The following is a 19,920-nucleotide window of genomic DNA, read 5'->3' as shown; positions in this document are numbered from 1 at the left end:
ATCTCGCCGTCGGCGTCCTTCACCACCACCACCGGCGTCTCGCCGACGAAGGTGGTGCGGTAGCTGCCCGCTTCCGGCAGCTCGGCCTCCAGGCACAGGTAGTTCCAGGTGGCGCCGCGGAAGATGCGCTCCTGCTCGCGCGCTGCGGTGTTTTCATCGGAGTACACCGCGAAGGGCACCCTCACATTCGAGTCATGCTTCCATCGAACCTTGTGCTCGTCCACTCATTGCTCCTCTGTCGGCCCAAAGCCGACCGTCTTGTTGCTGGGTTGGCCGATTTGGTCCGGCCGGTGAGGTTCCTTGGGCCTCGCGAGCTCTTGGCCCGCAACACACTTGGTCTGCGCCGCAGAGGCGGGGTCACCAGCCTTCGCTCGACGAACCGAAGTGTGGTTTGACGCCTATGTCTGCACAAGCCATGTTTGCGCATTGCGCAATTGCGAGCTGTGAAGGTGAGCGACCTTCTTTGATCGATCCCATGTTCTCGCTCATGCCGCACGTGAAGAGCGGACAGATGAAGCCCATCGCCGTCACCACCTCTGAGCGCTATGCGGGCCGAGTAACGGCGGCCTTGGAGAACGCGAGCCGGACGATACTAGGGTCTGAGGCTGGGCCTGCGATGAACGCTCCGCCCACGCCTCACCCCTGGAGCCGACGATGACGCCCGCCCCGACCCTCGAACACGCCGCCCGCCTCGACGCTCAGGACCCGCTCGCGCACTGCCGCGAGCGCTTCACCCTGCCGCCCGGCGTGATCTATCTGGACGGCAACTCGCTGGGCGCGTTGCCCAGGTCGGTGCTCGCGCGCGTGGCCCGCGCGGTGGAGCACGAGTGGGGCGTGGGCCTGATCCGCTCGTGGAACGAAGCCGACTGGTATCCGGCCCCGCAACGGGTGGGCGGCCGCATCGCGCCGCTGATCGGCGCGCACGCCGACGAGGTCATCGTGGCCGACTCGACCTCGATCAACCTGTTCAAGGTGCTGGCCGCCGCGCTGCGCATGCGCGCGGGCCGGCGGCGCATCCTGGGCGAGCGCGGCAACTTCCCGACCGATGCCTATGTGGCCAGCGGCGCGGCCGAACTGATGAATGTCGAGTTCGTCGCCCTCGAACCGGAGGCGGTGGCCGCTGCCATCGACGAGCGTGTCGCCATCGTGTCGCTGACCCACGTCAACTACAAGACCGGCCGCATGTATGACATGGCCGGGATCACCCGCCGCGCCCATGCCGCCGGCGCGCTGGTGGTCTGGGACCTGTGCCACACGGCGGGCGCGATGTCCTGTGCCCTCAACGCCTGCCAGGCCGATTTCGCCGTGGGCTGCGGCTACAAGTACCTCAATGGCGACCCCGGCGCGCCGGGCTTCGTCTTCATCGCGCGGCGCCACCAGGAACTCGTGCACCAGCCGCTGACCGGCTGGTTCGGTCATGCGCGCCCGTTCGACTTCAGCGACGACTACGTTCCGGGCCGGGGCATGGCCGCCTGCTGGTCGGCACGCCTGCCCAGCTCAGCCTGATCGCGCTCGATGCCGCGCTGGATGCCTTCGACGGCGTCGACATGGAGGTGCTGCGGCGCAAGAGCGTGGCGATGACCGACCTGTTCATCCGCCTCGTGGAGCAGGAACTCGCCGGCTTCGGCTTCGGCCTGGCGAGCCCGCGCGACGCGGCCGAGCGCGGCAGCCAGGTTGCGCTGACGCACCCGCAGGGCTACGCGATCATGCAGGCGCTGATCGCCCGCGGCGTCATCGGCGACTTCCGCGCACCCGACATCCTTCGGTTCGGCTTCGCGGTGCTGTACCTGCGCTTCGCCGATGCGTGGGACGCGGTGGCGATCCTCAAGGACATCATGCAGTCGGGGGCCTGGCAGGCGCCGGAGTTCAGTCAGCGCAAGGCGGTGACCTGACAGCGGTGCAGCGTCAGCAAGCGATGAATGACGCGGAAGCCACAAGGCTGCAGAACCGCGCCAGGTCCACGTTGCCGCCGCTCACGAGTACGCCGACGCGCTGGCCGCCGGCGACCAGGAGGGCATGAAGGCATGAGAAACGGACACTATCCCTTGCCCCCGCTTCGGCCCGAGCTGCAAGCAGCCCACGACGAGATGGACGCCAAGGGGGATTACTTCGCCTATGCCGTGTGCCGCACCCATGACGGCCAGGCTTGGGAAGTGACCACCAGGCAAGGCGGTATGTATGCCGCGCTCGATGGCCGGTATCTCGACCACGACGAAGCGATGGCCGCCGGCGTGGCCTGGCTGCTGGAACAGCTCGACCGCGAGCCGACCGCCGACGAGGCGGCCTATCGGGCGCTATGGGAGGCGCAGGACTTTAGCCGCTAAAGACCGTTTTTAACGGTCGCTTTTAATATTAAAAGAACGTTCAAAAAGTGCGCTAACCCTATTGACGCAACCGAGCCGGGCCGGCACAATTAGGCACTGTCAGTTAATATCCTTCTGAGGTGCCGATGTGATTATTACCGTAGGAAACACCAAGGGCGGCGTCGGCAAGACGACGTTGGCCGTTCAGCTCGCTATCGCCCGCGCCTTGGCCGGGCGCGACGTGTGGCTGATCGACGGCGACCGCCAGGGCACGGCAGCGGCGGCCATCGCCGCGCGGGCCGAGAGTGGCCGGCAACCGGGGATTGCCTGTGCGCAATACGCGGACGGCCCGGCCCTGCGCGGCCAGGTTCAGCAGCAGCGGGACAAGTGGCAGGACATCATCATCGATGCCGGCGGCCGCGACTCGACCGCGCTGCGGGCGGCGCTGATCTTGTCCGATGTGCTGCTGGTGCCGTTCGCGCCGCGTTCCTATGACGTGTGGGCGCTCGATGACATGGCGGCGCTGGTGGATGAGGCCCGGAGCGTGCGCGACGGCTTGCGCGCCTTCGCCGTGATGAACCAAGCCGACCCCGGCGAGCACTCGGCCGACAACGCCGACGCGGCGGCAGCCGTGGCCGAGGTTCCACAGTTCGAGTACCTGGCAACCCCGATCCGGCGGCGCAAAGCGTTCAGTAATGCCGGCGGCGCGGGCCTGGCCGTGTCCGAGCTGGTCCCCCGCGACCCGAAGGCGATAGCCGAGATTGATAGTCTCGTTTCATCGCTTTTTAATATCCAACAAATCGCCTAACGGGAGTTTTTAGCATGTCAATACAGCGCAAACCCAAGACCGCCACGGCAACCGCCGCCCAGGATGCTTTCATCCAGGGGGCACCCGACGCCAGCAAGGCCGAACCGGCGGCCGCCTATGAGAAGGGCATCCCCAAGGGGCACAAGCGGCAGATCACCTTGACCATTGCGCCCGAGCTGCTGCGCAAGGTCGATGAGGTCGCCAAGCGCACCGGCCAGGCCCGCGCCGCCGTCATCAACATGGCGATTTTCCGCGCCTTGGAAGGCGATATTTTCCAGAGCTAAACGACATTCATAAAGAATGAAATTAATATCCAAGGGCAACCCATGAGCATTTGCGCCGCTTTAGCGGCTAAAACCAGGGCGAAGAAGGCCGAGCGGATAGCGCAGAACCTGGCCCAAGCGGCCCGCGAAAACGCGCAGCTCGGTTTGCCGGCACCGTGGCGGCTCAATGGCATTTGGCTGGTGCCGCTCGAATCCGGCCGCGTGAAGCCCATAGGGCCGGCACCGTGGCGGCGGCCCAGCAGGTAAGGGGAGAACACATGACCAAGCGCAACAACGGCCCGCAGCAGATTGGCGACCTGGTGGGCGGCCTGATCGTGAAGGCGCAGGCCAAGGCAGAGGACAAGACCAGGAAGCCCCGCGCCGGGGCCAAGATCACCCCGGCCGGCATCATCCTGACCGAGCAAGACCAGAAGCTGATCGAGGCCGGCGCAGAGATCGCCACCAACCCGCCGAGCGGCGAGGACATGGCTTTCACTCATGCGGTGTTGTGCCAGGTCGGTTTGCCTCGCGCTAAGGTCGAAGGCCGTGAGTTCATGCGGCAGTCCGGCGCGGCCTGGGTCAATGTCCAGGCAGGCTATCTGGACGAAGGGAAGGGGCCGGTGCTGCAACCTATCCCCTATGGCGTCATGCCCCGGCTTGGTCTGGCGTGGGTTTCCACCTTCGCCGTGCGCAACAAGGAGCGGGAGATTCCCATCGGCGACAGTGCCGCCGAATTCCTGCGGCTGATGGGGATGGAGAGCGACGGCCGCCGCTACACGACGCTACGGAAGCAGATGCACGCCCTCGCCGCCGCTCGCCTGCAACTCGGGTTCAAGGGGCGCACCTACAACGGCCAGCCGGTGCAGCAATTCGACGCCTGGGTGTCGAACAAGGACACGCAGCAGCGCGCCTTATGGCCTGGCGTCATGGTGCTGTCAGAGGACTACTACGGCTCCCTGATCGAAAGCGCCGTGCCGCTGGACAATCGCGCTCTGCACGCCCTGAAAGGTTCCGCGCTGGCCCTGGACGTGTATGCGTGGCTGGCCCACCGACTGCACCGCATCGAAGGCCGAGGTGTGACGTTGCACTGGAAGGCGCTGCGCGAGCAGTTCGCCCAGGAGTACCGAGGCAAAGACCCCGACAAGGACTTCAAGAAGGAGTTTTTGCCGGCGCTCAAGAAGGTGCTGGCCGTCTATCCGCAAGCGAGGGTGAAGCCTGTCACCGGCGGCGTGCTGCTGATCGGCTCGCCACCGCCCATCCCCTACAAGGGCGGCCCCACGGTTTAGCTAAACTTCGTGAAATCGCCCCCCCCTTGCAGCACCGCACCGGCCGCCCCCGAGATCGAGGCGGCCGCGTCGTTTCAGGGCTGACCAGGCATACGCCCCCCGGCCAGGCCCTGAACTGGGGACAAACCCTGTGGATAGCCGCACTTATCCACGTGAAATCGCCCCCCTTGGTTCGTGAAATCGCCCCCCCCTTGGGTGGCTTATCCACGTGAAATCGCCCCCCCTTGGTTCGTGAAATCGCCCCCCCCCTAAACCGGTACGGTTAAGCCTTTAAGTTTTCCTATAAATATTTGCCTGTAATTGGCAGGCCAAATCAGTGGAAAACTCAACCGACAGCGCGAACCGAAACGCCGTAGCGCCCTACGGGCGCGCCTACCCTCCGCGCTTCGCGCTCCGCCCCGCCGCCTAAGGCGTTGGCCTGCGCCTTCGGCGTGGCACCCCTGCGGGGTTCCCCCGGCTTCGCCGGCTCCCCCTCCGGCAATCGTGCTGGCCTACGGCCAGGCTGCTTAGCAGGGCGCGGCACGCCGCGCCGGTGGCAACTCCACCGCCTGCGCCCTTATCCAGCGCCACGCCCCGCTGAAAGGCCGCAAAAAACGGTTTAGCAGTGAAAAGCGGCTTGCCGAGGCCGTGCCCAACCTCAACTGCCGGCGCGAGCTGGGAAGGCCGCCGGGTTGAACGCCAAGGGAAAGGGCCAGCGGCCAGGCGCGGCCAGCATCGCCATTCCCGACGAGGAAGGCCCGGAACCACACCCAGGCCGCGCAGGAGCGCCTAGGAAGCCCAAAACCGGCGAGGGTAGGGGTAGGGTGCCGCCGACGCCGGAAAACGCCGCCACGGCCCGCACAAGGCCAATTTCGATCCCGACGCACTCCCGGCCGGTGCTAGCCCAGGCCCGGCGCGTAGTATTTCGCCGTATGGCTTGTAAATTGTAGTATGTAGTAGTATCATACAACATACTACAACGCTACATTTCATACAGGAGCAGCCTCTATGGCAGTCACGAAAGAGCAGATTTTTTCCGCCGCCGACGAGCTGGCCGCCGCCGGCCAGAAACCCACCCTTGAGGCCATCCGCCAGCGCACCGGCGGCAGCTACACCACCATTTCCCCGGCGCTGAACGAATGGAAGGCTCGGCAGGCCACGGCCGCCGCGCCGCTACGCGAGCCAGCACCCCAGGCCGTCGCCGACCGGCTGGCCGAGGTCGGGGCCGAGGTGTGGAGCATCGCCCTGGAACTGGCGAACGCCCGGCTTGCCGTTGAGCGGGAGGGGCTGGAAAAGGCCCGCGCCGAGCTGGAAGCCGACAGGGCCGAGGCGACCGAGCTTGCCGACCGCCTGGCCGCCCAGGTCGATGACCTGCAATCCCGCCTGGCGTCCATCGAGGCGGCCGAAGCGGCCGCACGCGGCGAAGCCGACGAGCTGCGCGGCCAACTGGCCGCCGCCCAGGAACAGGCGCACACCGCCGAGGCCCGCGCTCAGGAGATCGAACGCCGCGCCGGCGAGCTGCGCACGGAGCTGGACAGGGCGCACCAGGACGCCGAGCAGGCGCGCGAGGAACTGGCGGGCGTCCGCGAGGAAGCCGCGCGCCTGGCCGGGCAGCTCACGGCGCACCAGGAACAGAACGCCGCGCTGCTGGCCCGCATCCAGCCGGCGGCCGACCAGGACAAGCCGAAGGGGCGCAAGTGATGCGGGCAGGTCTGGCCGCGTTCGCGGTCATCCTGGCGGCGACAACCGCCCACGCCGGCGAGCTGCGCGGCCGGGTGGTGGCCGTCGCCGATGGCGACACGCTCACCATTCTGGACGCCGGCCGGCACCAGCACCGTATCCGGCTGGCCGAGATCGACGCGCCCGAAAAGCGGCAGCCCTTCGGCCAGCGGTCGAAGCAATCGCTTTCCGATCTTTGCTACGGCCGGGATGCCGCCATCGAGGACGGCGGGCGCGACCGCTACGGCCGCACCATTGGCCGCGTGAGCTGCGCGGGCATTGACGCCAGCGCCGAACAGGTGCGGCGCGGTATGGCATGGGTTTTCGACCGCTATGCGACCGACCGGAGCCTCTACGCGATCCAGGACGAGGCGAGGGCGGCTCGGCGTGGCCTATGGATCAACACCGCGCCGGTGCCGCCGTGGGAATACAGGGCGAAACGATAGGAAATGCACTGTTTTTAATGTTAAAACCAGTGCATCTATCGGGCTGATATTGACTCTTGAGGGGCGGCTTTAGCCGCTGAAGATTACTGCCCGCCGCGCCGCTGGCGAAATGCCGCCAGGTCGATCACGTCCGCCGTGCGCCGCGTCGCAGTCTGCATCGGTGTGGCCGGGGCAGGGCGGCCGGGTTCCGCCAGGCGCTGCCGCCGGCGGAACAGTTCGAGCAGGAACGACCCCAGGAAGATGCCGGGGATGAACGGCAGCACGATCAGGACGCCCAGGGCCGAGGCCAGCGCCCGGAAGGGCTTGGCGAGCCACCGCAGCGGCCCGCGCAGCAGATCGGCCAGCAGGCCGTCGAGCAGCCAGAGCGCCACGGCCAGGACGAAGCCGCCGGCGGCGACCGTCATCACCGCGCCGCCGCCGAACCAGACGGCCAGGCCGAGCAGCAGCAGATAACCGATGACGACGAAAACCCACATGGCCGCGCCCGTCAGCTATGGTAGGGGTTCGCATCGAACCGCCCGGCATACTCGGGATCGGCCAGGTAGTTCAGCCGGTCGAGCAGGTAGGGATATTCGCCCTTCACCAGCACGATGGGCTTTTCCGGCCCCAGGCGCATGACCTCATCCGGCGTCAGCAGCTCGCGGCCGGCGAACTGCTGGCTTGAGCCGCTGGACTTGCCCCGGTTCAGGGAACCGCCACCGCCGGAAACGCCGGCGCCGCTGTTGCGGCCGGTGTTCTCCGTCTCAAACTCAATCGTGGCTTTGCCCAGGCTGTCGCTGATGTACTTGGCCGTGTCGTAGTCGTCCGTGCCAAAGAACGACTTGGCGCTGTTCGCCAGGAAGGTTTGCCACTTCGGATAGACGCCCTTCAACTGGCTCAAGTCCTGGATGAACACCCAGAAGGCTAGGCCGTAGCCGCGCATCAGGCTAACCGCGTCCTCGATCTGCTTCATGTAGCCGAGCTGGCCGAACTCATCGAGCAGGAAGGCGACCCGGTGCATGGGTTGCGTGGTGCTCGACGTGATGGCCGCGATCACGGAGCCGATGAAGGCCCGGACAAAGCGGGCATTGGGGCCGATCTTGTTGGCGGGCAGCACCATGTAGACCGTCATCAGTTCGGCCTTCATGTTCGCCAGGTTGAAATCGGAGCGCGACACGGCCGCCGCGATCCGTGGATCATCCATAAAGGCCGTGCTCTTCTGCGCCGTGGAAATCACCGAGCCGCGTTCACGGTCGGGCATCCCCATGATGGTGTTTGCCGCCCGCGCCGGAAGGCCGAAAGCGGCCTTTTCGTCGGCGGCCATTTCGGCCAGGGTCTCAAAAAGCACTTCCTCGCCGGCGGTCAGGATGCGCCGCACTTCGGGCAGATTGCGCCGGCCTTCATCCAGGCCGGCAACGTGCAGCATCAGCCCTTGCAGCAGCGTCCGGGCCGACTCGTCGAAGTGCGCCTGCCCCTTCGGGTCTGGAATCACCAGGCAGTCAGCCAGCACGGCCGATTCACCGACGCATTCCGGGTCACTCGTATCGAGGCGATCCAGCAGGTTGAAGGCGTGCGCCTCGCCCTTGGTCACGCCGAACGGATCGACCACGAAAACCTTATGCCCCAGCTCGCGGCGGGCGCGAGCCGTCACGGCCGCGTTTTCGCCCTTCACGTCGAGCACCAGGGCCGAGCCGGGATAGTCAAGGAGGTTCGGAATTACCGCGCCAATGCCCTTGCCGGAGCCGGTCGGGGCGACCGTCACGACGTGGCCGGTAAAGCGGAAACGCTGATCGAGGCCGGCGGGCGCATCGGCCACCCGGCCCAGGGCAAAACCGGCGGGCTTGCCGGGCGCGACCAGGTGCCCGGCCTGGCGGATTTCCGCGACCGTGCCCCACCTGGCCGACCCATGCGTGACCGGCTGCGCGCCGGGCGCGGAAGCGGCCTGAACAGCGGCCGCGCCGATGCTGGCAGCGCCGCCCGGTTCGCCCTGCAAACCGGCCCGCAGGTTGTCCAGCCAGGCCCCCAGGACGCGCAGCCGATGGCCCAGGGTGGAGCCTTCGCCGAGCTTGGACGCCAGCGCGCCGCAGATGCGGCCGCCTTGCGCATACATGGCATAGGTGCCGACCAGGGTTGCCGCGATCATGGCCCAGGACGGCAGGAACGGAACCAGCACGAACGCCAGCACCATTGCCGACCCCGGCAGCAGGTAGGCGAGGGCGGCCGCGCTCGCCAGCGTGATCGGGTTTTGCTTGCGCTTCACGGCCACCACGACCGCGCCGAGCATCAGCACGAACAGGACGAAGAAGAAGATGCCCCAAACCTCGGTGATGCGCCGGGCGAACCCGCCGAAATAGCCGCTTGCCGTGCTGCCGGAAAGCTCCTCCCGGCGCGTCGCGGCCTTCTGCTCAACCTGGCCGCGATACTCCGCTAGAACCTTGTCGCCTTCCGCAGCCGCCAGCCCCTTCACGAACTCGACGCCCCGCGTCACGGACTGCTGCACCACATTGACGCCGGCGGTAGCCGCCGCCGCCGGGCGCTGGCCGTCCAGGCCGCCGGAAATCCGGGCGCTGAACTCGTCCAGATTCGCCGCCGTTCCCAGGCCCGCGTTCTGCAAGAAAAGGCCGAGGTCGGCGCGGTACAGGCTGAGGATGTTCGCCGCGCCAGCGGCGTTCCGGCTCGCCAGCGCGGCCGCTTCCATTTCCTTCAAGACTGGCAGCAATTCGGCCCACTTGGCGCGGTAGGCGTTCCAGTCTCCGGCGTTCGTCGCCATCGCCAAATCCTGCTGCCCAATGTCGAGCTTTTGCAGGTTCGCTTCCCACGTCCGGTAGGTCGATTCCTGCGCGTCACAAATGCGCTTCACCCAGGCGTCAGCGTCGGCCGCGCCGTAGAGCTTTCCGGCTTCGGCCGCCGGGTTGCATTCGGGGAAAACGCGGGCGTGCGCCGTTGTCGCCAGAGACAGGCAGAACACGCCGAAAAACACCGCCACCACGGCGGCCCACAATCGCGCTGCTAGAGCTTCAAAATCCATCATGCTTCACCTCTCTGTCAGGTAGAAATTGACGGCTAGGAACGGTTGCCGCCGTCCTCTCCATCATCGGAAAAAGCCTCATCGCCGGCCGCCTCAAAGCGCGCTTTGGCGGCGTCAGCGTTCGGCCCTTTGAGCGCGCCGGCCGCGAGGGTCAAAGCGCCCAAGATCACGGATGCCGGATAGTCCGCCATGCCGGACTTGATGACCAAGCCGCCAAGCTGAATCTTGCGGCGTGCATCTTCTTTCCTGGCGTTCATCCGAAGGCGTCCCAAATCGCGGTCAGTTCGTGCCAGGCGCTGCCGGAGCCGGAGCAGCTTGCTGGGTTTCGCCTTTGCGAAATTTCGAGGCGATAGCCTCAAACTCCTTCCGCATGGCGGCGTCGTCAATGTCGAGATCGCCGAGACCGGCGGCAATGGCAATCTTGCCAATGCGTTCGGCGGCCTTGCTTTCGAGTTCGGCCAGTTCAGCCTTGATGCGGTTCAGCTCGGCCAGCTTGTCGGCCTTGCGTTCGGATAGGGTCTTTCGTGCCATCGTTACAGCTCCTTTCGTGATTGCGGGTTATGCCCGCGTGATGTTAGCACCTTGCGAGGCTGGTAGGGAAGGCGCGGCGCTGGTATAGTCATGCAGCGAAGCGAAATGCGCACTTACGGGTTGCTGCGCAACCCTCATGCGGCCGGGGATACCCAGGCACCCCTTTTTAGCGGCTAAAACGCCAAGGGAAGATATGGCGATCTATCACCTGAACACGCACACGATAGGGCGGGCGGCCGGGCATAGCGCCGTGGCCGCTGCCGCCTATCGGTCTGCGTCGAAGCTGGTAGATGAGCGCACCGGGGAAGTGTTCGACTTCACCCGGAAAGGCGGCGTCCTGTCGGCCGAGATCGTCACGCCCGCAGGCGTGCCGGTTCCCGAGCGCGCCGCCTTGTGGAATGCCGCCGAAGCCGCCGAGAAGCGCAAGGATGCGCGAGTGGCCCGCGAGTGGCGGGCGGCCCTGCCGCACGAGCTGAACGAAGCCGACCGGCGCGAGCTGGCAACGCGCATGGGGCAGGCTATCGCCGACCGCTACGGCGTGGCCGTGGATGTCTGCATCCACGCCCCGGACAGGGAAGGCGACGACCGGAATTTTCACGTTCACATGCTGGCGACCACGCGCACTATTCAGGCCGATGGAACGCTGGGCGCGAAGGCCGTCATTGAGCTGGCGAACAAGGATCGGCAGAAGGCTGGCATTCCAGGCACCAGCCAGGGCGACATTACCGACATTCGCCGCGAGTGGGCTGAGCTGACAAACGAGGCATTGGAGCGGGCCGGCATTAGCGCCCGCGTCGATCACCGCAGCTATGCCGACCAGGGCATCGAGCTGACCCCGACCCGTCACATTGGCACCGATGCCGTGGCGATGCAGCGGCGCGGCCTGGAAGGCGTGGAGCGCATCGACCTGCACAACGCAGACCGGCAGGAGCAAGCCCGCCAGATTGCCGAGCGGCCCGAGATCATCCTTGACAAGATTACGGCCACCCAAGCCGTTTTCAGCCGCCGGGAGATTGCCGCCGAGCTGAACCGCTACATTGACGACGCCGAGCAGTTCCAGGCGCTTCTAGCGAAGCTGGAAAACTCGCCGCACCTGGTCGAGCTGGAGCCGGCCACAGGCCGCCATCCGGCCAAGTTCTCCACCCGCGAAATGATCGACACCGAGCGGGCAATGGTGGCGAGCGCCGAGCGTCTGGCTGGCAGCGGCAAGCATGGCGTTTCCACGGCCATCGTGAATGCCGTCATTGATGGAGTCGGCACCCTTTCGGACGAGCAGAAAAACGCCGTGCGCCACGTCACGCAGGCCGGCAGTTTGGCCGTGGTGATCGGTGACGCCGGTACCGGTAAATCGTTCAGCATGAAGGTTGCCCGTGAGGCGTGGGAGGCGGCCGGCTACAACGTGCGCGGCGCGGCCCTGGCCGGCAAGGCAGCCGACGAATTGCAGGCCGGCAGCGGCATCGACAGCCGCACGCTGGCATCCCTTGAATTTGCCTGGAAGAACGGAAAAGACAAACTCACTTCCCGCGATGTTCTGGTGATCGACGAAGCGGGCATGATCGGCAGCCGCCAGCTTGGCCGCGTGCTGAAAGCCGCCGAGCAGGCCGGGGCAAAAGTCGTCCTGCTGGGCGACGACAAGCAGCTTGCCGCCATAGAGGCGGGCGCGGCTTTCCGGGGCGTGGTGCAGCATGTCGGCGCGGCAGAAATCACCGAGGTTCGACGCCAGAAAGAGGCATGGGCGCGTGCCGCCGGCCAGGAGCTTGCGCGCGGTTCCGTTGCCGATGGCTTGGCGGCCTATGCCGAGCGCGGCCACGTCAAAATCCACGACAGCCGCGAGGCCGCACGCGAGGCCCTGGCGGCCGCGTATGTGGGCGACCAGGGCAAGGGTAGCCAGATCATCCTTGCGCACAGCAATAAGGACGTGCAGGCGCTCAATGAAGCCGTGCGCCAGGCCCGCAAAGAACGCGGCGAGCTGCGCGGCACGGCCCGCTTTATGACCGAGCGCGGCGGCCGGGAATTTGCCCCAGGCGACCGCCTGGTGTTCTTGCGCAACGACCGCGAGCTGGACGTGAAAAACGGCACCCTTGGCACCGTCGAGCGGGCCGAAAATGGCCGCCTGGCCGTGCGCCTGGATAGTGGCGAAATGCGCGAGTTCAGCGCCGGGCAATATGCGGCCGTCGATCACGGCTACGCCGTCACGATCCACAAGGCCCAGGGCGTGACCGTGGATCGCGCCTATCTGCTGGCGACCCCCGGCATGGATAGAAGCCTTGCGTATGTCGGCATGACTCGGCACCGCGAGGCGGCGACCTTGTTTGCAGGAGCCGACGACTTCACCGACCGCCGCGCCGGCCGCCTGGTCGATCATGGCGCAGCGCCCTACGAGCACGACCCGAAAAACGGCCTGTCCTACTTCGCCACGCTGGAGAACGACAAGGGCGAACGGCACACAATTTGGGGCGTCGATCTTGAACGCGCCATTGCGGCCAGCGGGGCGAAGCGAGGCGACCGTATCGGCCTGGAACATGGCGGCTCTGAAACCGTCCGCCTGCCGGACGGCACCACGGCCGAGCGCAACACCTGGCACGTTCGCACCGCGCCCGAGCTGGCCGCCGGGAAGCTGACCCAGGTGCTGGGCCGCGAGCGGCCGAAGGAAAGCACCTTGGACTTTGCCGACCGTCGCGGCTTCGATGGCGAAAGCGTGGTGCGCCGCTGGATCGAGCGCGGTCGGGCGAAGGTGGCCGAGCTGGCCGGGAAGATGCAGCGCGCCATGCGCCGCAGCTTGGAGCGCCACGGCCGCCCCGACCTCATGCCCGCGACCGACATTGCCGGCCGTCCGGCCGTGCAGCGGCCGCAGCAGATCGAGCAGCCGGCAGCGCCGCAGCGGCCCCAGGCCGAGCGCCCGGCCCCCGACCCGCTGGCCGGGTTTCGCGCTGGCGTCGAGCGTGCCGAGGCGGCCGGCGGCGGCTTGGCGCTGGACGTGGCGAAGGCACAGCTTGCCGTCGCCCAGGAGTTCCAGGCGGCCGGGAAAGACCCCCGGCACCATGCGGCCGCGATCATGCAGGAAGGCCAGCAGAGGGCCTTTGCGGGCCTGGCGCAGCCGTCCCAGGCCAAGGCCGAGCCGGAGCGCCCTGCGGCCGTCCAGGTCAGCGAGCAAGACCGCAAGCGGGCCGAGATGTACGCCAAGCGAGAGGCCGACCAGTTCAAGGCGCTGGCCGTGAAGCGGCAGGCGGGCTTTGCGGGCTACACCGACCGCAACCCGAGCGCCTGGCGCGAGCTGCCGGCCGAGCTGCGCGAGCGCATCGAGCGGTTCAACGCTCTGCCGAAGGAGCGCCAGGCCGTCGAGCTGGACAAGATGCAGCGCGAGCTTGCCGACAGGTATGCACGCGACCCGAAGGAGATCGAGCGCAGCCGGCAGCGGCAGCGCGAGCAGGAACGCGGCAACGGCGGTTTGAGCCGGTGACGCGCCGTTTTCAACCAACCAGGAGCACGCACCATGAGCACAGAACCGACGAACGACGAGCTGGCCCAGGGCTACGCCAAGCAGATCGAGCAGGCGCAGCAGCGGCGCGAGGCGAAAGACCTTGAGCGGCTGGAACGCCACGGCCAGGCGGCCGCGCAGCAGTCCCAGGCCATCGAGGCCGAGCAGAAGCAAGGCCAGCAGGGCCAGGGCTTCGAGCTGGACGCCAGCCAGAAAGTCGAGCTGAACGAGATCAACGGCCAGCAGGCAAAGACGCTGGCAAAGGAATTGAACCGGGACAACGAGAACGGCGACCAGGTGAAGCAGGCCCGCGCCCGCGAGATCGCCGAACGGTTCAAGGAGAAGGCGGCGCGCGACCGGGAGCAGTCCCGCAGCTTTAGCCGCTGAAAGGCGGCGCCAGGGCGGCGGCAACCGGCCCAGGCGCCTAACCACAACCCCATCCGACAGAGGGATGAAATCATGGCTGAAACCAATGTTACCGGCGGCGCCCGCCGCGAGCTAACGAAATACCGCGTGACCTTTGCGGCTGCACTGGCCGGGCTGGCGCTGGCGGGCTGGATGATCCAGGCCGCCTATGAGCAGCACATCGAGGTTCTGCGCATCGGCGACCAGACCGGCGAGCGGCTGCAAATGCGCGGCCTGATCGAGCAGGAGGGCGCACGGCATGGGCAGCGTTAAGGCCTGGCGGCAGGCCGCCCTTGCCGCCTACATTGCCGCCGGCGCGGCGCTGTCCGCAGCCGGCTACACCCTGGCGTCCACGCAGGCCAATGTGAACGCCATCGCGTCCGCGCAGCAGCGCCTTAGCGATGCCGGCTGGCGCGACCACCTGGCCGGCGACCATGAAGCCAGCGCACGGCGTGCCGCCGGCGAAGGCCTGGCGCTGGACAAGCGCCCCTGCCCTGCCCCCGACTGGCCGGCGGTTGCCGGGCGCGTCATGCCTTCCGTGGTCATGGTGGCCGTCATCGAGCAGGCGAAGGGCGACGGCAGCAGTAACCGCGCATGGCTTGTCCCTGGCGTGCAGACGAACCTTGCGACCGCCATCCTGACCCGGTATCGCGCCTGGCAGGCCGGATGGGCGCAAGCCGACAGCGAACGCGAATGGGTGACGATGGGCGCGGGTTTCCTGATCGGTGACGGCCGCCAGGTGGCGACCGCCGGGCATGTTCTCAGCGGCACCGAGGCGGTGCGCGTCAAGCTGGCATCGGGCGAATGGCGGCCGGCCCGCGTGGCTGGGGTTAATCCATCCCTGGACGTGGCCTTGCTGCGCATCGAGGGCGAGCCAGGCCGGCCGGTGAAGCCTGCACCTGCCATGCCCCGGCAGGGGCAGGCCATCGCGGCCGTGGGCGCACCCAACGGCTGGGGCTTTTCCCTGTCGGCCGGGATCGTGAGCCGCTACGGCGAGGCCTCCGGGATGTTCCAGACGCAGCCCATGATGCAGATCGACGCCCCTGTGGCTGGCGGTAACTCCGGCGGCCCGGTGTTCAACACCAGAGGCGAGGCTGTGGGCATGGTTAGCTTCGGCAAGGGCGCATTCAATCAGGCCGTGCCCATCGGCCAGGTGCTGGAGGTGGCAGGCGAGATCGAGCGCCGCGCCGCGATCATCAGCCCTTGCCAGGCGAAAGCGAACGGCGAGGCCTGCGGATAAGAGCGCAGCGCCAGGAAGCGGGCCACGCCATTCCTGGCGATGCTGCAGGTCGCCGTGCCGCTGCTCGGCATCGTCGTTTCCGGCGATACAGGCCCGCCCTGGGCCGGCTCGGCATCGTCGGCTTTGACGGTGCTGCAGGTCAATGGCCGGGGCGAGGCCGTGGGCCTTGTGAGCCACAGCGCCGGGCCATTCACCCAGGCCGTGCCCATCGGCCGCGCCTTGGCCGTGGCGGGCTTGTAGAGGCAACCAGGAACAGCAAGGGCGGCCAGGTCGCCGCCCTTTTCGCTTCCGGGCCTGCACCGTCAGAAATGGCGATGCTGGCCAGCCCTACCCGTCCAGGCCGTGCATGGCCCTGGCCCGCGCCGCGACTTCGCAGGCGTGCTGGATATAGGCCGGGTCGGCCGTAGCTTCGGCGTCGGCCAGGAACGCGGCCACGGCCTCGGCACTGGTCAGGCACTCGGCCGGGTCATAGGGCGTCAGCACTTCACGGCCGACCGCCGGCGCATCCACCCATTCGCGTTGCTCCGGCGGCAATGGATACTGGCCGGATGCTTCGGCTTCGGCCAGCAGCTCATCGAGCGTGTGGCGCACCTGGTCGGGCGTGACGGCGCGGGCCGGGTCGGCCTTCAATGCGTCATAGGCCGGGCCGGCCTTCTCATGCAGCCAGCTTTCCAGGTTTTTCGGGTCGGTCATCGGCGAGCCTCATCGAGCCAGGCCAGCGTTTCGGCGTCACGGGCGGCCACGCGGGCCACCAGCTCGCGCACCAGGACGGCTAGGCTCATGCCGTGCGCGGCCGCAACGGCGGCGGCTTCGGATTTCACGGCCGCAGGAACGGTGGCGCTGATGGTGGCGGTTTCGTTGCTCATGTCCTTCCCTTCTCTCGAATGCGAGCCGCCAGCGCGGCTAGGCGTTGCGGGTCTCGCGTTTCGCATTCCCAGACTACCAGGGCCGTCCAGCCGGCGGCGGCCAGCTCGGCCAGGTGGCGGGCGTCACGCGCCACGTTCCCATCCAGCTTCCGGTTCCAGTAGTCCGGGCGAGATTTCGGCCGGGCGGCTGCCTCGCAGCCGGGATGCTGATGCCAGAAACACCCATGCACGAACAGCGCAACGCGCCGGCTTGGAAACACCAAGTCAGGAACGCCGGGAAGGCGTCGATCATGGAGCCGGTAGCGCAGGCCTGCGGCGTGGAGGAAGCGCCGCACGATCATTTCCGGCCCCGTGTCGCGGGAACGCACAGCCCGCATGGTGTGGCTGCGCTGTTCCGGCGTCTCGCTCATTGGCGAAATTCGATTTTCAGGCTCGGGTCGGTTTCGACTTCTTCCACGATCTCGTTATAGCGCGTCACCACGTCGCCGACCGCGACGCGCCGGCCTTCGGCCGCGAACTTGCCCAGCTCGTAGAGGTTCAGGGCTACGAACTGTTCAACCTCGAAAACGTCGATGCGTTCGCCCAGGCCGGCATTCTCGGCCAGCCCTTCGGCAACCGTCAGCCCTCGCGCTGTCGTGACGATGATCGGCCGGTGGCCGTTGTCTATGTTGTCGCGGCAACGGCCAATGACCGCTTCGCCGGGCGCCGTGGTGACGTGGATAGCCACATCGCCAATGAAGAAATCGCCGTTGCGGCCTGATTGCGCGTCGGACGTTGAAAAGCTGTTGTGCTCGAAGTTGCCGGCGCCTAGGGCGCAATCGAGCTTGGCCCCGACCAGGTGTTGCAGCACCGCGCCGGCATACTGCATCCCCGGCGTGTTGCGCTGCCGTTCTTCGGCTTGGGCGATCACGTCGCGCACCAGCGTTCGCAGGCTGCGCGAGGCATCCAGGCGAATCTTGAACGGCTTGGCCGAAAAGAACTCATGCACGCGCTCAATCCAGAACGCTTCCACGGCATCGAGATCGACCGCACCGCCGGCGGCCTGGCCGTTGAGGAACGCCACATACTCGCGCATGTTGCTGATGCTGCCGCGACTGGTGCGCCCGCCTTCAGCGGCTAAAACGCGGGTGATGCCGTGACGGTTCAGCACCGCTTGCACCGCGCCTTTGCCCAGGCCGAGAACCTGGCCGCCGGCGTCGGTCAGCAGCTTGTCGGGATCGAGCGGCAAGCCCATCTTGCGCGCGTGCTGGGTGACGACCAGCGCCACGCACAGCGGGCCTTTGCGGTTGAATTTTCGGTCTTTGTTGAAGTCCCGCAGGGCCGTTAACAAATCCGTCATTACGCTGCCTTCTTCTCGACCGCCAGGGCCGCCGCTAACAGCGGTTCTAGGATGTGTTCGGCCAGGAAGCGCACGACCGGCACGGCCACGCCGTCGCCGGCCAGGTGATAAGCGTCGTTGTAGTTCTTGGGCAGTATGTAGGTGTCCGGCAGCCCCATGAGGCGGGCCGCTTCACGCGGCGACAGCAGGCGCGAACGAACGCGCTTGCCCTCGATCACCATGATGGTTTGACGGCTCGAACCTCCAACGGGCGTGCGCAGGCAGCCGGCCACGTCATCGAAGCGGATTTCGGCGCGCTGCACCTTCTCGCCGTTCGGGCCATCGGCGCGGGTACGCTTGTAGATCGTGCCCACCACTCGGCCGCCGGCCTTCTTGGCCGCCGCGACTTTCGCCAGGTTGTGCGGGTTCATCATGCCCAGCAGCTTCTTGGTTTCGGCCGCCGTGTGCCAAGCGACGCCGTGCGGCTCATCTTCCACCAGGTCGGCAAAGATCGACGTGCGCGCCGGAGGCGCCGGCAGGCGCCACCATATCCAGGAGCCTTGCGAACGCTTCGAGAGCTTGCCGTATGCCTCGATCAGCGCGGACGGATGCCATTCCCCTTCCGGGCCATCGGCGACCAGGGCGCGAGGAATCGGCGAGGACTTGCGCACGCCGATGATGAACAGACGGGGCCGCGACTGCGGGACGAAATGCACGGCGTTGATGATGACCGCGCCGAAGCGATAGCCCCCGCCGGCGAGCGCTGCGCAAATGGCGGCGAAGTCCTTGCCGCCGTGCGAGCTGAGAGCGCCAAAGACGTTTTCGAGCACGACCATGCGCGGCGCCCGGTCTTCCTCGCCCAGCGCCTTGACGAGCTTCCAGAACGGCCAGAACGTGCCGGAGCGTTCGCCCTTGAGGCCGGCGCCGGCGCCGGCCAGGGAAAGGTCTTGGCAAGGGAACGAGGCCCAAGCCAGGTCAGCCGCGCCCGGCAGATCGGCCGTGGTCAGCGCGGCCACGTCGCCGACGCGCAGATGATCGGCACCCCAGTTCGCGGCGTAGCTGGCCGCCTTCTTCGGGTCGAAGTCATTGGCGAGCAGGCATTGCCAGTCGTCACCCAAGCCGGCGCGCGCCATGCCGCCGCCGGCGAAGAACTCATAGAAGCTCGCCATTTACGCCCCCTCCCCTGCGCTGGTTGATTGGCCCGCCGCTCCGTTGCGCGCCAGCTTTTCCTGCACGGCTTCGGTGATCCAGGTATTGCGCGAGACGTTGCCCGCGCGGCGCGAGCATTCCGCGTCGATGGCTTCGACCATTTCGGCCGGTAGGCGCATGGTGAAGCGCTCCAGGCGAGAGCGCGAATCTTTGTGAGCGGCTTTCGTTGTCATGGGCGCCAGTATGGCGCCACTTTGGTGCATTGTCCAGGCGACTAGACGGCGGCGCATTGGGGCCGGTGGAGCGCGCCAGGCGCATATTGTCATTTTCAGAACACGACTGCACCAATTGAATGGGCATAACGGCTGTTGTGCAGCCCACTCCTGACAGACCGATATCAGCAGTCGGCTGCACCAATCTCGTCTATGCTTAATACTCGTGTGCACCAAAGCGAGGTGAGCATGGCGACCGATACCGTACCGATTGCCGAGCACGGCGTAGCCACCCTGCCAGAACAGGCATGGGAGCGAGCGCGTCGTCGTGCGGAGATCATTGGGCCGCTGGCGCAGTCGGAGACGGTCGGGCATGAAGCGGCCGACGCGGCAGCCCAGGCACTGGGTTTGTCCCGGCGGCAGGTCTACGTCCTGATCCGCCGTGCCCGGCAAGGTTCGGGACTGGTCACTGACTTGGCTCTTGGGCAGTCGAGCGGTGGCAAAGGTAAAGGCCGCTTGCCGGAGTCGGTCGAACGCATCATCCGCGAGCTGCTGCAAAAGCGCTTCCTGACCAAGCAGAAGCGCAGCCTAGCGGCGTTCTACCGTGAGGTCGCGCAGGCTTGCAAAGCGCAAAAGCTGCGGGTGCCGGCGCGCAACACCGTGGCGTTGCGAATCGCCGGCCGCGATCCGCGTGAGGCCGTTCGCCGCCGAGAAGGCAAGGATGCGGCCCGCAACCTGCAAGGTGTCGGCGGTGAGCCTCCCGCCGTTGCCGCGCCACTGGAACAGGTGCAGATCGACCACACGGTCATCGACCTGATCGTGGTGGACGAGCGCGACCGGCAACCGATTGGCCGTCCGTACCTCACCATTGCCATCGACGTGTTCACCCGCTGCGTGGTCGGCATGGTGG

The 19,920-nt window shown here is 66.9% G+C and carries 23 protein-coding genes and 1 pseudogene; 13 read left to right on the top strand and 11 right to left on the bottom strand.

The window, feature by feature from the left end:
* A partial coding sequence (locus ACFQNJ_RS18940; protein ID WP_465262233.1) for a Rieske (2Fe-2S) protein occupies positions 1-224 on the bottom strand: 224 nt, incomplete at its 3' end.
* Positions 225-654: 430 nt separating this feature from the next.
* Here ACFQNJ_RS18940 and kynU point away from each other — a divergent pair.
* The 7 genes and pseudogenes from kynU to ACFQNJ_RS18905 all read left to right on the top strand — a co-directional run bounded on the left by kynU (position 655) and on the right by ACFQNJ_RS18905 (position 6,804).
* Positions 655-1,892, top strand: a pseudogene (gene kynU, locus ACFQNJ_RS18935) (kynureninase).
* A 132-nt stretch (positions 1,893-2,024) separates the two neighbouring features.
* Positions 2,025-2,324 carry a hypothetical protein gene (locus ACFQNJ_RS18930; protein WP_170132857.1) on the top strand — a complete coding sequence of 100 codons (300 nt, stop codon included), beginning with the start codon at positions 2,025-2,027 and terminating at the stop codon, positions 2,322-2,324.
* Between the two features lie 127 nt (positions 2,325-2,451).
* On the top strand, positions 2,452-3,111 hold the full coding sequence (locus tag ACFQNJ_RS18925; RefSeq protein WP_382260278.1) for a nucleotide-binding protein: 660 nt from the start codon (positions 2,452-2,454) through the stop codon (positions 3,109-3,111).
* 14 nt (positions 3,112-3,125) lie between these two features.
* The gene (locus ACFQNJ_RS18920; protein ID WP_111111096.1) at positions 3,126-3,395 is read left to right on the top strand and encodes a CopG family transcriptional regulator; all 270 of its coding nucleotides are present in this window, start codon (positions 3,126-3,128) and stop codon (positions 3,393-3,395) included.
* Between the two features lie 257 nt (positions 3,396-3,652).
* The gene (locus ACFQNJ_RS18915; protein WP_382260275.1) at positions 3,653-4,660 is read left to right on the top strand and encodes a replication protein RepA; all 1,008 of its coding nucleotides are present in this window, start codon (positions 3,653-3,655) and stop codon (positions 4,658-4,660) included.
* A 987-nt stretch (positions 4,661-5,647) separates the two neighbouring features.
* On the top strand, positions 5,648-6,340 hold the full coding sequence (locus tag ACFQNJ_RS18910) for a DNA-binding protein (protein ID WP_111111075.1): 693 nt from the start codon (positions 5,648-5,650) through the stop codon (positions 6,338-6,340).
* Positions 6,340-6,804, top strand: coding sequence for a thermonuclease family protein (locus ACFQNJ_RS18905; protein WP_382260273.1), 465 nt, complete (start codon positions 6,340-6,342; stop codon positions 6,802-6,804). The genes ACFQNJ_RS18910 and ACFQNJ_RS18905 overlap by 1 nt, the downstream gene beginning before the upstream one ends.
* A gap of 83 nt (positions 6,805-6,887) precedes the next feature.
* On the opposite strand, the gene ACFQNJ_RS18900 is transcribed toward ACFQNJ_RS18905, so the two are convergent.
* From ACFQNJ_RS18900 to ACFQNJ_RS18885, 4 genes are read right to left on the bottom strand one after another with little or no spacing between them, the layout of a single operon-like run.
* Complete coding sequence (locus tag ACFQNJ_RS18900; RefSeq protein ID WP_114484335.1) at positions 6,888-7,280, bottom strand: hypothetical protein; 393 nt, start codon at positions 7,278-7,280, stop codon at positions 6,888-6,890.
* An 11-nt stretch (positions 7,281-7,291) separates the two neighbouring features.
* A complete protein-coding gene (locus tag ACFQNJ_RS18895; RefSeq protein WP_224776057.1) occupies positions 7,292-9,814 on the bottom strand; it encodes a type IV secretory system conjugative DNA transfer family protein in 2,523 nt (840 codons plus the stop codon).
* A 32-nt stretch (positions 9,815-9,846) separates the two neighbouring features.
* Positions 9,847-10,068 (bottom strand): conjugal transfer protein TraD, encoded by a 222-nt coding sequence (locus ACFQNJ_RS18890; protein WP_191604242.1) that lies wholly within the window; start codon positions 10,066-10,068, stop codon positions 9,847-9,849.
* Positions 10,069-10,090: 22 nt separating this feature from the next.
* Positions 10,091-10,342, bottom strand: a complete 252-nt coding sequence (locus ACFQNJ_RS18885; RefSeq protein WP_003159123.1) for a TraC family protein — start codon at positions 10,340-10,342, stop codon at positions 10,091-10,093.
* 193 nt (positions 10,343-10,535) lie between these two features.
* On the opposite strand from ACFQNJ_RS18885, the gene traA reads away from it, so the two are divergent.
* The 5 genes from traA (at position 10,536) to ACFQNJ_RS18860 (ending at position 15,705) form a co-directional block, all read left to right on the top strand.
* Positions 10,536-13,802 carry a Ti-type conjugative transfer relaxase TraA gene (gene traA, locus ACFQNJ_RS18880; RefSeq protein WP_382260268.1) on the top strand — a complete coding sequence of 1,089 codons (3,267 nt, stop codon included), beginning with the start codon at positions 10,536-10,538 and terminating at the stop codon, positions 13,800-13,802.
* Positions 13,803-13,835: 33 nt separating this feature from the next.
* Complete coding sequence (locus ACFQNJ_RS18875; RefSeq protein WP_079651109.1) at positions 13,836-14,207, top strand: hypothetical protein; 372 nt, start codon at positions 13,836-13,838, stop codon at positions 14,205-14,207.
* Positions 14,208-14,279: 72 nt separating this feature from the next.
* Positions 14,280-14,498, top strand: coding sequence for a hypothetical protein (locus tag ACFQNJ_RS18870; protein WP_382260265.1), 219 nt, complete (start codon positions 14,280-14,282; stop codon positions 14,496-14,498).
* Positions 14,485-15,465, top strand: coding sequence for a S1C family serine protease (locus ACFQNJ_RS18865; RefSeq protein ID WP_382260263.1), 981 nt, complete (start codon positions 14,485-14,487; stop codon positions 15,463-15,465). Before ACFQNJ_RS18870 ends, ACFQNJ_RS18865 begins: the two co-directional genes overlap by 14 nt.
* Positions 15,466-15,504: 39 nt before the next feature.
* On the top strand, positions 15,505-15,705 hold the full coding sequence (locus ACFQNJ_RS18860) for a hypothetical protein (RefSeq protein WP_382260261.1): 201 nt from the start codon (positions 15,505-15,507) through the stop codon (positions 15,703-15,705).
* A gap of 87 nt (positions 15,706-15,792) precedes the next feature.
* On the opposite strand, the gene ACFQNJ_RS18855 is transcribed toward ACFQNJ_RS18860, so the two are convergent.
* Genes ACFQNJ_RS18855 through ACFQNJ_RS18830 form a run of 6 tightly spaced genes read right to left on the bottom strand, consistent with a single transcriptional unit; the run spans position 15,793 to position 19,031 of the window.
* A complete protein-coding gene (locus ACFQNJ_RS18855) occupies positions 15,793-16,158 on the bottom strand; it encodes a helix-turn-helix domain-containing protein (protein WP_382260259.1) in 366 nt (121 codons plus the stop codon).
* Positions 16,155-16,331: a hypothetical protein gene (locus tag ACFQNJ_RS18850; RefSeq protein ID WP_165926966.1), complete on the bottom strand. Its 177-nt coding sequence runs from the start codon at positions 16,329-16,331 to the stop codon at positions 16,155-16,157. The genes ACFQNJ_RS18855 and ACFQNJ_RS18850 overlap by 4 nt, the downstream gene beginning before the upstream one ends.
* Complete coding sequence (locus ACFQNJ_RS18845) at positions 16,328-16,741, bottom strand: very short patch repair endonuclease (RefSeq protein ID WP_077189551.1); 414 nt, start codon at positions 16,739-16,741, stop codon at positions 16,328-16,330. Before ACFQNJ_RS18845 ends, ACFQNJ_RS18850 begins: the two co-directional genes overlap by 4 nt.
* A complete protein-coding gene (locus tag ACFQNJ_RS18840; protein WP_382260257.1) occupies positions 16,738-17,670 on the bottom strand; it encodes a DUF4928 family protein in 933 nt (310 codons plus the stop codon). Before ACFQNJ_RS18840 ends, ACFQNJ_RS18845 begins: the two co-directional genes overlap by 4 nt.
* On the bottom strand, positions 17,670-18,818 hold the full coding sequence (locus tag ACFQNJ_RS18835) for a DNA cytosine methyltransferase (RefSeq protein WP_382260255.1): 1,149 nt from the start codon (positions 18,816-18,818) through the stop codon (positions 17,670-17,672). The genes ACFQNJ_RS18840 and ACFQNJ_RS18835 overlap by 1 nt, the downstream gene beginning before the upstream one ends.
* The gene (locus tag ACFQNJ_RS18830; protein ID WP_382260253.1) at positions 18,819-19,031 is read right to left on the bottom strand and encodes a ribbon-helix-helix domain-containing protein; all 213 of its coding nucleotides are present in this window, start codon (positions 19,029-19,031) and stop codon (positions 18,819-18,821) included. It lies immediately after the preceding gene.
* Between the two features lie 192 nt (positions 19,032-19,223).
* Between ACFQNJ_RS18830 and ACFQNJ_RS18825 the strand changes: the two genes are divergently transcribed.
* A partial coding sequence (locus ACFQNJ_RS18825) for a DNA-binding domain-containing protein (protein ID WP_465262232.1) occupies positions 19,224-19,920 on the top strand: 697 nt, incomplete at its 3' end.

It is taken from the genome of Hydrogenophaga bisanensis (assembly GCF_042665135.1).
Taxonomy (GTDB): Bacteria; Pseudomonadota; Gammaproteobacteria; order Burkholderiales; family Burkholderiaceae_C; genus Hydrogenophaga; species Hydrogenophaga bisanensis.
The sequence above is the reverse complement of the archived record's forward strand: the minus strand, read 5'-3'. Positions and strand labels throughout refer to the sequence as shown.